Source organism: Xanthomonas vasicola pv. musacearum NCPPB 4379 (assembly GCF_000277895.2).
Taxonomy (GTDB): domain Bacteria; phylum Pseudomonadota; class Gammaproteobacteria; order Xanthomonadales; family Xanthomonadaceae; genus Xanthomonas; species Xanthomonas vasicola.
In genome coordinates, this window is the sequence record NZ_CP034655.1 from 1,630,991 (window position 1) to 1,643,755 (window position 12,765).

Consider the following 12,765-nt stretch of genomic DNA (forward strand, 5'->3'; position numbering starts at 1 on the left):
GGCTCAGGCCACGTCCGCGTCGCTGGGCAATGGGCTATCACTCAGGCGCGCGATGCGCACGGCGTGTTCGCGCCACCACTCCGACAGCATCGGCCCGGGCATTGGCGACGCCATCAGATAGCCTTGCGCCAGGTCGCAGCCGAGTTCGCGCAGTAACCGCCAGTCGTCGGGCGTTTCCACGCCTTCGGCCACCGCAGTGAGTTCCAGCCGATGCGCCAGCTCCAGCGTGGATTCGAGCACGGTGCGTTGACTGCGGCTGCGATGCGCGGCATGCACGAAGCTGCGATCCAGCTTGAGTTCGGTGAAGGGAATGCTGGCCAGGCGCTGCAGCGAGGAAAAGCCGGTGCCGTAGTCGTCGATAGATAGGCCGAAACCGTGCAGGCGCAACCGCGCCAGCATGCTCAGGGCGTTGGCCGGCTCCACGATGGCGCTTTCGGTGAGTTCCAGCACCAGATCGGCCGGGCTCAAGCCGTTGTCGCTCAGTTTGGCGCACAGTTCCTCAAGAAAATGGTCTTCGCCCAACAGCCTGGGCGAGAGGTTCAATGCCAGGCTCAGATCGAAGCCTTCGGCGTGCCAATCCACCAATTGCGCGATGGCCTTGTCGATCACCTGCTGGGTCAACGCGTGGATCAAGCCTTCGCGTTCGGCCAGCGGAATGAAGCGGTCCGGCCCGATCATGTCGCCTTGCGGGCGGCGCCAGCGTGCGAGCGCTTCCACACCGCGCAGGCGGCCGTCTTTCAAATCGAGTTTGGGTTGGTAGGCCACACGGATTTCGCCGCGGCGCATGGCACGATCCAGCCGCGAGGCCGCCGCGCCACCGCTGGACATCAGCGGCGAGATCGCCACCGGCGCAAACACCGGTGCGTCGGCGGCAGGCTCCGGTTCGCAATCCAGCACGGTGGCCAGGTCCTGCAGGTTCATCGGTTTTTCGATGCCCCCGAGCACGCGCACGCCGGCGCTGCGGCTGAGTTGCATCACCGCATCGATCAAGGCGCCGCCACGTTGCGACACCACCACCACCGGCACCCTGTATTTGCCGCGCGCCAGCGCGTCGAGCAACTGCACGCCATCCATGCCCGGCATTTCCAGGTCCACCAGCAACAACGATGGCGCATCGGCATGCGTCAGCCACTCCAACGCCGCGTGTCCGTCGACGGCGCCGTCGACCGAGCTGGCGCCGAGTTGGCGACACAGCGCCATGGCGTGTTCGCGCTGGACCACACTGTCGTCCACGACCAAAACCGGGCCGGCCAGCGTGCAGTTGCAGGAGAGAAGGGCAGGGCGCATGAGAGTCCTTATGTGCATGCGTGAGTCAGGCCGCCAGCTCGGCGGCTGGGAGCTGGGCAAGCGCATCGTTGCCCAGTACGGCATCGGCATCGAGCAGGATCACGAAGCGCTGGCCGATCTTGCCCATGGCATGGATCAAGTCGCGCGCAATGCCGGTGCCGAAGCTTGGTGTGTCGACGATGTCGGCCGGGGCAATCTCCAGCACTTCGCTCACCGCATCCACCAATAGCCCGAGCACCTGATGCACCTCGCCGTGCGCGATCTCCACGATCACGATGCAGCTGCGCTTGGTGATCGCGCTGGCGTTGCGGCCGAAGCGGTGCTGCAGGTCCACCACCGGCACCACCGCACCGCGCAGGTTGATCACCCCGCGCAGCGCCGGCGGCATCATCGGCACATCGGTGGGGACGCGGTATTCGATGATTTCCTTGATGCCCAGGATGCCCAGGCCGAACATTTCCCCACCCAGCAAAAACGTGAGGTATTGCTGCGGTGCCGTCGATGCCAGCAGGTCGTGATTGGCTGCAGTGTGCGCGTGCATCGTCGGCTCCTCAAAAGCTGGCGAATTGCGATTCGTCGATCGCGTCGGCGGTCGCGGCCACCGCGCTGATCTGGCGCACGTTGGTGCGTCGTGGCGGCGCGCTGTTCACAGCAGCCGGCGCATGCGCTGCAATCCGACGCGGCCCCTGCTTGCTGCCCGAACTTGCACCACGTCCGCCATTGCCCAGCCGGAAGAAGCCCATCAGCTGCTGCAACTGTTCGGCCTGTGCGCTCATTTCTTCGGAGGTGGCAGCCAGTTCTTCGGCATTGGCGGCGGCCGATTGGGTGGTCTGGTTCAACTGACCCACGGCGGTATTGATCTGGCTGACGCCGGCGGTCTGTTCTTCGGAAGCGGCGGCGATTTCCTGCACCAGGTCGGAGGTGCGGCGGATCGAAGGCACCATCTCGCCCAGCACGCGGCCGGCGCTTTCGGCCAGTTCCACGCTGGATTCGGCCACTTCGCCGATTTCCTGCGCGGCGATCTGGCTGCGCTCGGCCAGCTTGCGCACTTCGGCGGCCACCACGGCAAAGCCCTTGCCGTGTTCGCCGGCACGCGCTGCCTCGATGGCGGCATTGAGCGCCAGCAGATTGGTCTGGTACGCGATGTCGTCGATGATGCCGATCTTCTTGGCGATGTCCTTCATCGCCACCACGGTGGCGCGCACGGTGTCGCCACCGTCGGCCGCTTCGCTGGCGGCCTTGGCCGCCATGCTGTCGGTGACGCGCGCGTTTTCGGTGTTCTGTGCGATGGAGGCAGTCATCTGCTCCAGCGAGGCGCTGGTTTCTTCCACGCCGGCGGCCTGTTCGCTGGCAGCCTGGGCAAGCGCCTGTGCAGTGGCGCTGACTTGTTCCGATGCGCTGGCCAGGTTCTCGGCGTTGCGATTGACCTCATCGACGATCTCGGTGAGCCGGCTCATGGTGGTGTTGACGTAGCGCTGCATGTCGGCGAACGCGCCTTCGTAACGGCCTTCCACGGTGTGGGTGAGGTCGCCATCGGCCATCGCGCCCATGACCTGGATCACTTCGGAAATGCTGCGCAGATTGCCGCGCGCGCGCTCCACGGTGTCGTTGATGAAGGCCTTCTTGCCCGGCAGCTGCGCCAGCGGGGCATCGAAGTTGCCGCGGCCGAACTCGGCCACCACGCCCATCGCCAGTTTCTTGACCGCGATATGCGCGCCCACCATCTGGTTGATGCCCAGCGCCATGCTGCGGAAATCGCCATCGAAGCGGGTGCTGTCGATGACCACGTCGATATCGCCGGCCTCGTGTTCGGCCGACATGTGGTTGATCTCGGCGATCAGGCCGGTGAGGTTGCCACGCACCTGCTCGATGGTGTCGTTGATGAAGCGTTTCTTGCCCGGCAGCAATGGCAGTTGCGCGGTGAAGTTGCCGCGGCCGAATTCGCTGACGCAGGCAATGGCCTGCTTCTTGACCGCGATATGGCTGGCCACCATCGCATTGATGCCTTCGGCCATGCGGCGGAAATCGCCGGTGAAGCGCTGGGTCTCGATGACCACATCGATATCGCCGGCGTCATGCTCGGCCGCCATGCGGTTGACCTCGGCGACCATGCCGGTAAGGTTGCCGCGAATCTGATCGACCACCTCGTTGATGAAAGCCTTTTTGCCCGGCAAATGTTCGAGTTCCGCAGAAAAATTGCCGCGGCCGAACTCGGCCACACAGGTCATCGCCCGCTTGTTCACCGCGATGTGGCTGGCCATCATGCGGTTGATGCCATCGCCCATGGTGCGGAAATCGCCATCGAAGCGTGCCACGTCGATGCGCGCATCGATCTCGCCAGCATCGTGTTCGCGCGAGACGCGGTTGATTTCTTCGTTGACGTGGCGGATGCCGCTCTGCACCTTGCGCAGCCCGCGCAGCACATCGCCGGCCTGCTCATCGCGCACTTGCGGCAGGGCGACATCGAAGTTGCCCCGCGAGAACGCGTCGAGCGTGCTGGTGGCTAGCTCCAGCGACGCGCTGGCGATACGGATTGCCCAGACCAGCAAGGCGCCGCTGATCAATGCGGCAACGATGCTGGTGCCCAACAAGCCCGCGTGCGACAGCGTCAGCGCAAAGCCGGCGATGACCACGACAACGGGCAGTGCGACGGCAAGCGCGGCGGTAAACCACAACTGCGTAGCGATCGGGAGACGGTGTGACATGGCGGTGACTTCCTGGGGTCAGGTAACGACAAACGGCGCGAGTTGTACGGCAGCGGTGGTGCGAGCGCTCAGGCCGCTAACGCGTCCTGGTTAGGGTGCAATTGCTGAATCAGGCTGGGCACATCCAGAATCAGCGCAACATCGCCGCTGCCCAGAATGCTCGAGCCACTGATGCCTTTGACCTGCGCGAAAACCTTGGACAGCGGCTTGATCACCGTCTGCCATTCACCCAGCAAGGTGTCCACCACCAGGCCGAAGCGCTGCGCGCCCTGGCGGATCACCACGATGCTTTCGCGCGGCGGGGTCTTGCCGCCAAGCGCGAACAACTCGCGCAGACGCACATACGGCAATACGCTGCCGCGCAGGTCGATGTAATCGCTGGCGTAGTCGGGCGTGAACTCCACGCACTCTTCCACCACATCCAGCGGCACCACGAAGACCGATTTGCCCACACCAACCTGGAAGCCATTGATGATGGCCAGCGTCAGCGGCAGGCGCACCGAAATGGTGGTGCCCAATCCGGCAGCGCTATCGATCTCGACCGTGCCGCGCAGTGCGGTGATGTTGCGCTTGACCACGTCCATGCCGACGCCGCGCCCGGACAAGTTGGTGACCTTTTCTGCGGTGGAAAAACCCGGTTCGAAGATCATCGCGAATACTTCGCGGTCGCTGAGTTGGCGGCCGGGTTCGATCAGGCCACGTTCGAGCGCTTTGGCCAGGATGCGGTCGCGGTTCAAGCCGCCACCGTCGTCGGTAATTTGAATAACGATGCTGCCGGAGTCGTGATACGCGTTGAGCCCGACGGTGCCGCGGGCAGGCTTGCCGCGCGCCACGCGCACGTCTGCCGGCTCGATGCCGTGGTCCATCGCATTGCGCACCAAGTGCGTCAGTGGGTCGCCGATCTTTTCCACCACCGACTTGTCCAACTCGGTGTCTTCGCCGGCCACCACCAGTGCGATGTCCTTGCCGAGTTCGCGCGCGACATCGTGCACCACGCGCTGGAAGCGGCTGAAGGTGCCACCGATCTTGACCATGCGCAGCTGCAATGCGCTTTCGCGCACATCTTCCACCAGGCCGGCCAAGATCGAGGCCGATTCCAGCAATTGCGCATCGCCGGTGCGTTGCGCATTGGCACTCGTGCTGGAGACGGCAATGATGAGTTCGCCGACCAGGTCGATCATGCGATCGAGCTTGTCGGCATCCACGCGGATGGAACGCGCATCGGCGTTGCGTGCGCCTGCATCGGCGGTGGCGCGTGCGGGCGCCGCAGCCGGCACGGCGGTAAGTGCAACCGCACTCGGTGCCGCCGCCGCTGCAAACGGTGCAGTAGCGACAAGCACCGCACTGTCGGTCGGTGCCGGCACGGCCACGATGTCCAGATCGCAGTCTTCGCGCACGAATTCGAATACGTCTTCGATCGCAGCGCGGTCGGCATCGCTGCGTAGCAGGATCTGGAAACCTAGATAGTTCGCTTCCGGATCGAGGTCGTCGAATGCCGGCAACTGGCTGGTATCGGTGTTGATGGATTCGACCGAGCCCAGGCCGCGCAGGTTGCGGATCAGCTTGAGCGGTGAGTTGCCGAAGCGCAGTGCGTCGGCAAACAGTTTGAGCGTGATGCGCCAATGGCCGCTTTGTTTTTCCGGTGTGCTGTGCTGGATGGCGGCTGCAGTGACGCCGCATGCGCTGCTCTGCAGATAGGTCTGCAATTGCGCCAGCAGCGGCTCGGCTTCGGCAGCCAACGCGGCCGGGTCGGCATGGCTCGGGTCTGCGGCGGTTTCCACCAAGGCATGAATATGGTCGCAGCACACCAGCAGCAGCCCGACCAGTTCCGAGCTCAGCGTGAGTGATTCGTCGCGCACCAGATCCAGTACGCTTTCCACCACATGGGTGAAGCCAACCAGCTGCGGCAGATCGAACAGACCACCGGAGCCCTTGATGGTGTGCGCGGCGCGGAAGATGGCATTGACCGCATCCGGCGAGGATTCGCCACGCTCGGCTTCGAGCAGATGGCGTTCCATGTCTTCGAGCAGATCCCGGCTTTCGGCCAGGAAAGTCTGCATCAGCTGGTTCATGTCCATGCGCGCGTCACAATCCGTTAGTGAATTCGTTCGCCAAGACCTGCAATCGCGTGCGGGCACAGGGCTTCGAGCAGGCCGAGCAGTTCGATCACATCAACCACCGCGCGGCTGGAATCGGTCAGCGAAAACGGCCGGCCATCGGCCTGGATCGCCTGCTTGGTGGCCAGCAATAATTGCAGGCCGGTGGTATCGATCTCGCTCACGGCGCCCAGATCCAGATGCAATCCACCCGGGTGCAGCAAGGCCGGCTGCAGCAGCGGCTTGAGCTCGGCTGCGCGACGAATGGTCATCTCACCCTCCAGGGCAAGTGTCAGCGGCGCGGGTAAATCGGACAATGGCGTGTTCATGGATGCCTCAAGCGATGCGATGGCGCACGGATGCGTGCCATGACCCGGGACGGGTCGCTGCGGCGTGGCTTGCGTGGGCAACTCTGCACACGGGGGACATGCCGGTCTATGCAGGTATCGGCGTCCAATCGAAATATTTAGGCAAAATTCAGCGCAATGACGGATCTGCGAAGCACGTCACCGCTTGGGTATTAACTGCTCAGCTTTGTTGCAAGCAGGCTCAGGAAGCGAATGTCCTGGACAGTCCCGCAGGACAGGTTCCTGCAGCGCCGATCATTTCTTGCGTAGCGATTCGTCATCTCACGCATGGTTTCGCGCTGACTACAGCGCTTTTGGAATGCGCCTCGACGCGCGTGGCGATACGCGTTGCGCGTTTTCACGACGGGTCACAGCGAACACAAGCAGGTGATTATCGCCTGCTTGTCTGTTATTCAAGGCGTGATGGTTGTGCTCGGTGTAATCACCGAGTGCGGCCGTTGCGACCGCGCTTCAGCCTGGCGCCAAGGCTGCCAACAAGCCGCGTGCCGCATTGAAACGGTCGGCTCCTTCGGGCATCGGCAGTTTGATGCGCAGCTTGTCCGGGCCATCCATTGTGTAGATCTTCGGCTGTTTCTGGATCATCTGGATGATGGTCATCGGGTCGATCGCCGGCTTGGCCTCGAACACCAACCGCCCGCCGTTTTCGCCCAGATCCAGCTTGCGCACGCCCAACGCGTTGGCCTGCAGCTTGAGCTCGGCGATGGCGAACAGATGCTTGACCGGATCCGGCAGCAAGCCGAAGCGGTCGATCATCTCCACCTGCAATTCGCGTAGCGCTTCCGGATCGCGTGCGCTGGAAATGCGCTTGTACAAGGTCAGGCGCGTATGCACATCGGGCAAGTAATCCTCGGGAATCAGCGAGGCCACATGCAATTCGACGTCGGCGCCGCGCACTTCTTCGCCGGCATCCAGATCGGGCAACTTGCCCTGGCGGATGCTGCGCACCGCGCGTTCCAACAACTCGGTATAGAGGCTGAAACCGACCTCGGCCATCTGCCCGCTCTGGTCTTCGCCCAACAACTCACCGGCACCGCGGATCTCCAGATCGTGCGTGGCCAGGGTGAAGCCGGCGCCGAGCTCGTCCATCGAGGCGATCGCCTCCAGACGCTTTTCTGCATCGGAGGTCATCGAACGGCGGTCCGGCACTACAAGGTACGCATAGGCGCGGTGATGCGAGCGACCAACGCGGCCACGCAACTGATGCAACTGCGCCAAGCCAAAGCGGTCGGCGCGATTGATGATGATGGTGTTGGCGTTGGGAATGTCGATGCCCGATTCGATGATCGTGGTCGACAGCAATACGTTGAAGCGCTGCTTCTGGAAATCCAGCATCACCCGTTCCAGCTCACGCTCGGGCATCTGCCCATGCGCGATGCCGATGCGCGCTTCCGGCACCAGTTCCGACAGATCGCGCTGCATGCGCACGATGCTTTCGACATCGTTATGCAGGAAATACAGCTGACCACCGCGGCTGAGTTCGCGCTGGAAGGCTTCGCGCAGCAGCGTGTTGTCCCAGGCAGTAATAAAGGTCTGCACTGCCAGGCGGTTTGGCGGCGGGGTGGCAATGATCGATAGATCGCGCAGGCCGGCCATGGCCATATTGAGCGTGCGCGGAATCGGTGTGGCGGTGAGGGTGAGCAGATGCACGTTGGCGCGCATCGCCTTGAGCGCTTCTTTTTGCCGCACGCCGAAGCGCTGTTCTTCGTCGACGACGACCAAGCCGAGATCCTTGAACTTCACGTCCGGCTGCAGCAGGCGATGCGTGCCGATGATCACGTCGATATCGCCGCTGGCGACTTTCTCCAGCTCGGCCTTGATCTCCTTGGTGCTCTTGAAGCGCGAGAGCACTTCCACCTTTATCGGGTAATCGGCGAAACGGTCGCGGAAATTGCGGTAATGCTGTTCGGCCAGCAACGTGGTGGGCACCAGCACGGCGACCTGCTTGCCGGCACTGGCGGCGGCGAACGCTGCACGCACCGCCACTTCGGTCTTGCCGAAGCCGACATCGCCGCAAACCACGCGGTCCATCGGTTGGCTGCTGCCGAGGTCGCGCAGCGTTGCATCGATGGCGGCGAGCTGATCAGGCGTTTCTTCGAAAGGGAAGCCGGCTGCGAAGGGTTCGTACATCGCACGGTCCACCTGCAATGCCAGGCCTGCACGTGCGCGTCGGCGCGCCTGGATTTCCAGCAATTCGGCAGCGACATCGCGGACCTTTTCGGCCGCCTTGCGCTTGGCCTTGGTCCATTGCTCACCGCCCAGCGAATGCAGCGGCGCAGTTTCGGCCGAGGCGCCCGAGTAGCGGCTGATCAGATGCAGCTGCGCCACCGGCACATACAGCCGGTCGCCCTTGGCGTATTCGATCTCCAGGAACTCGCCGGGCATGCCGCCGGCATCGAGCACGATCAGGCCGCGGTAACGGCCCACACCGTGGTCTTCATGCACGATCGGCGCGCCTTCTGACAGCTCACCAAGATCGCGGATGATCGCTTCCGGCTCGCGTCCGACCCGGCGCGTACGGCGCGGCTGGTTGGCCCGTTCCGGAAATAGCTGGCGCTCGGTGAGCAGCGCAATCTGCGGTTGATCCAGCGCAAAGCCATCTTCCAGTGGCGCCACGGTAATGCCGAAACGCAGCTTACCCGCCAGGAATGCAGGCACGTCGGCGACCAACTCCGGCTTCAATTGCGCGGCGGCCAGCACTTCCATCAAGGCTTCGCGGCGGCCAGCCGAATCGGCAGCCACCAGCACGCGGCCCGGGTAATGGCTCAGGAAGGAGGCCAGCGCCTGGCCGGCAGGTGCGTCCTTCGCAGCCACCGGCAGCGGCGGCAACGGTTGGTCGCCGAGCGGGGCGGCTTCCTCAATGCGCGCATGATCGCTGGCCCACACTTCGATGCGCGCCAGCTTGTTGAGCCGCTCGCGCAGCGCGTCCGGCGATTGATACAACGCGTCCGGCGGCAGCAACGGGCGCTCGACATCGTGGCGGCGCTGTTCGTAGCGGTTCTGCGCCTGCGTCCAGAAGGTATCGGCGGCGTTGGACACGCCGGTGGCGATCACCGGCAATACGCGCTTGTCCAGATAATCGAACAGGGTTGCGGTCTTGGCGAAGAACATCGGCAGGTAATACTCGATGCCCGATGGCGCCAGCCCGGATTTGAGATCCTGATACAGCGCGCTGCGCCGGGTATCCACGTCGAAGCGTTCGCGCAGGCAGGCCAGCACGCGTTCGACGCTGGCATCGTCCATCGGCACTTCGCGGCCGGGCAGCATCTTGACCGCGTCCACTTTGTCCAGCGAGCGCTGCGATTCCGGGTCGAACACGCGAATGGAATCGATATCTTCGTCCAGCAACTCGACCCGCAATGGCGTGTCTGCGCCCATCGGGAAGACGTCGAGCAGGCCGCCGCGCACCGCAAAATCGCCCGGGTCCATCACCTGCGGCACGTTGCGGTAGCCGGCACTTTCCAGACGGCGTTTTTCCGCATCCAGATCCAGCCGTTGGCCGACGGTGAGATCGAAACTGCCGCCGACGATGTAACTCAGTGGCGCCAGCTGCTGCAGCAAGGTCTGCACCGGCACGATCACCACGCCGCGGGTCAGGCCGGGCAGGCGGTGCAGGGCAGCCAGACGCTGGCTGATGATTTCAGGGTGCGGGCTGAACTGGTCGTAGGGCAGGGTTTCCCAATCGGGAAACGGCACCACCGGCAGCGCGGCGTGTTCGCCGCGCAATGCATGCAGATCGGCTTCGATCTGGTGCGCGCTCTGGTTATCGCGTGCGATCACCAGCAGTGGGCCGGCATGCGCCTCGGCTGCCCGCGCGATCGACCACGCCAGCGCAGTCGGAGAGGACGGGGCGCGCCAGTAGGCGCGGAGTTGGCCGGATTTGGGCAGCGGCGGGGAGGGGAAGGTAGGCGACGGCATCAGCCCGCAATTTTATCAGAGCGCCTGCCTGGGCCGGTCCATCTGACGTGAAAGGCGGCGGGGCCGCGCAGGTTGACCTTGGGGCGGCTGGCGTGACGTAAGCACGGAGCGAAGTCACGAAGTCCAAAGCCGCGGCGCTGGTCGATTGCGCTTTGCTCTCAGCGCTCGCGGGACACGCCGTGAGCCGGTCCTTGGGGCTCGCTAGCGGCATCCATGCCGCCAGCGGTCCTGCAATCGGCGAGGACACCGCACCAGACCGTTGGCCGGTGGCCAAATGAGAGCGGCTCGTTGCACCTACTAATGAAGCATTTGCAGCGTGTCCTGCGATGGTGGGCGGGCAAGGACCGCAGCAAACACGTCAGCCAAGCCGCTTTTAGGAATCCCAAGTCCCGAATCACCAATCCCAGCAACTCAAGCATCCAGCTCCAGCACCATCCGCACCAGCTCCGGTGAATCCGGGTGCGCCTGCGGTTTGAAGCCCAGCGACTCGGCCAGCTGCAGCATCGGCAGGTTGCTCTGCAGCACATCGCCGAACAGGCAATCCAGATACTTGCGCCTTGCCCATTTGACCAACTTGCGCATCAGCTGACGCCCTAGTCCCTGACCGGCGACGAAGCTGCTGACCAGGATGGTGTATTCGGCCTGGCGGGTGCCCGGTACCAACGCGGCGCGCGCTACCGCGCCTACCAGCGCTTCACCTGGCGGCAGCTGCTCGGCGGCGACCAGCACGATCTCGCTCTTCGGGTTGGGGTGGGTCAGGCGCTGCACCATCTCCGGGGTGATTTCGGCGGAGGAGCGCACGAAGCGCGCGCGAATTTCTTCCGGCCCCAACAGGCTGAAAGCCCCCTGCAGCGGCGGACCATCCTCGGGACGGATCGGGCGGAGCAGAAGGGTGCGGCCATTGGGCAGACTGAAGTTTTCATGCCAGGGAGGCATGCGATTGCGAATGGCCATGACCGGTGTTCCTTAAAGATCGGAAGATTCTGGCACCAGCCCGGCGCGCAACCGTGAATGAATCCGATGTGCCGCCGGGGGCCGACAGGAGATGGCAGTGCTTCCCACGCAACTTTAACGAGCGAAGCCGTGAGCCGGTCGTGAGTGTGGGGCAGGGCAACGCCGCCAGGTGACTGGCCTGAGTCCTTGCTGGCCGGGAGGCCTGTGTAAGAGGAAGAGGGTGTCGTTCCCTGCGCACGTGCAGGAATGGGATCCTGCGTCCGTGGGTACAACGCCCGCTTGCATACCTTGCGCCCCCCATGCCCGCGGTAACTCACAGGTCGGGTACACGGAGCGCGCGGCCTGTGTCACTGCACCGTTCACCGACAACGCCGCCGGACCGTGGCACCACAGCCGCAGCAACGGGCGCACTCCGGTATGCCGACTCAGCCGTCCTGGCGCAGCCACTCCAGCCGGGTCGAGGCGCCGGGCTCGCCGAGATGCTTTTTAAGGCCCGGCAACGCGGGCGCCAGCATCTGGTCGAACTGCCAGGGCGCATTGACGATCAGCAGCCCGCTACCGGTCAGGCGCAGCGGCGAGTCGTCCGGCCGCACCTGCAGCTCGGCCACCAGCACCGACTTGGCCGGCAGCGTGGCAGCTTTGCGCATGAACGGCTGCAGGCTGCGGCGCAGCTTGATCGGGTACCACACCATGCAGATCGCCTGCGGCCAGCGCGCCAGCGCCTCGCGCACGCTGTGGATGATCTGCTGGTATTCGGCATCCTGCGATTCGTAGGGCGGGTCGATCAGCACCAGCCCGCGGCCGATCTTGGTTTCGCCGGCACGCGGCGGCAGGAAGGCGCGGATCGCCGCATAGCCGTCGCCGGCATGCACGCGCACCCGGCTGTCCTTGGCGAACAAGCCCTTGAGCGCTTCGGCTTCGTCCGGCTGCAGTTCGCAGAACGCCATGCGGTCTTGCTCGCGCAGCGCCTGCGCGGTCAGCAGCGGTGAGCCGGGGTAGTAATTGAGCTGGATGCCGGCCGTGGTGCGCGTGGGCTTCTGACCGGGCGTGGCCGGGCGGGCGACGGACTGGTTGTCGGCCTGCACCGCGCGCAGGTAGCGCTCGATGACCTCGGGCAAGGTCGCTTCGGCCATTAGCCGCATCACGCCGGCATCGGCTTCGTTGGTCTTGCGGCTCTCTTCGCCACCGAGTTGGTAGCGCCCGCGCCCGGCGTGGGTATCGAGCACGAAGAACGGAGTGTCCTTGCGCTTGAGGGTGTCGATCAGGGCAAGCAGGGCGATGTGCTTGAGCACGTCGGCATGGTTGCCGGCATGGAAGGCGTGGCGATAGTTCATCGCGGCAGTGTAGAGGCTGCGGCGCAGTTTGTTGCAGGCCATCGCGGGGTAAGCCGGCGCAGGCGCACCGTGGCGGCAGCGGGTCGCTGCGCGATGTGGCAAGCGC

At 64.4% G+C, this 12,765-nt stretch carries 8 protein-coding genes; all 8 read right to left on the reverse strand.

Annotated elements, in window-relative coordinates; translation table 11 throughout:
- Window positions 1-3 precede the first annotated feature (3 nt).
- Window positions 4-1,287 (reverse strand): EAL domain-containing response regulator, encoded by a 1,284-nt coding sequence (locus KWO_RS07675; RefSeq protein ID WP_010375512.1) that lies wholly within the window; start codon window positions 1,285-1,287, stop codon window positions 4-6.
- A 25-nt stretch (window positions 1,288-1,312) separates the two neighbouring features.
- On the reverse strand, window positions 1,313-1,828 hold the full coding sequence (locus KWO_RS07680) for a chemotaxis protein CheW (protein WP_010369506.1): 516 nt from the start codon (window positions 1,826-1,828) through the stop codon (window positions 1,313-1,315).
- A gap of 10 nt (window positions 1,829-1,838) precedes the next feature.
- Window positions 1,839-3,992: a methyl-accepting chemotaxis protein gene (locus KWO_RS07685; RefSeq protein ID WP_010375514.1), complete on the reverse strand. Its 2,154-nt coding sequence runs from the start codon at window positions 3,990-3,992 to the stop codon at window positions 1,839-1,841.
- 68 nt (window positions 3,993-4,060) lie between these two features.
- Window positions 4,061-6,070: a chemotaxis protein CheA gene (locus KWO_RS07690; protein WP_010369512.1), complete on the reverse strand. Its 2,010-nt coding sequence runs from the start codon at window positions 6,068-6,070 to the stop codon at window positions 4,061-4,063.
- A 17-nt stretch (window positions 6,071-6,087) separates the two neighbouring features.
- Entirely contained in the window at window positions 6,088-6,417 is a 330-nt protein-coding gene (locus KWO_RS07695) for an STAS domain-containing protein (RefSeq protein ID WP_010369516.1), read from the reverse strand.
- Between the two features lie 489 nt (window positions 6,418-6,906).
- On the reverse strand, window positions 6,907-10,371 hold the full coding sequence (gene mfd / locus KWO_RS07700; RefSeq protein WP_010375520.1) for a transcription-repair coupling factor: 3,465 nt from the start codon (window positions 10,369-10,371) through the stop codon (window positions 6,907-6,909).
- Between the two features lie 411 nt (window positions 10,372-10,782).
- The gene (locus KWO_RS07705; protein ID WP_010369530.1) at window positions 10,783-11,325 is read right to left on the reverse strand and encodes a GNAT family N-acetyltransferase; all 543 of its coding nucleotides are present in this window, start codon (window positions 11,323-11,325) and stop codon (window positions 10,783-10,785) included.
- Window positions 11,326-11,750: 425 nt separating this feature from the next.
- Window positions 11,751-12,659, reverse strand: coding sequence for a 23S rRNA (adenine(2030)-N(6))-methyltransferase RlmJ (locus tag KWO_RS07710; RefSeq protein WP_033006763.1), 909 nt, complete (start codon window positions 12,657-12,659; stop codon window positions 11,751-11,753).
- Window positions 12,660-12,765 lie beyond the last annotated feature (106 nt).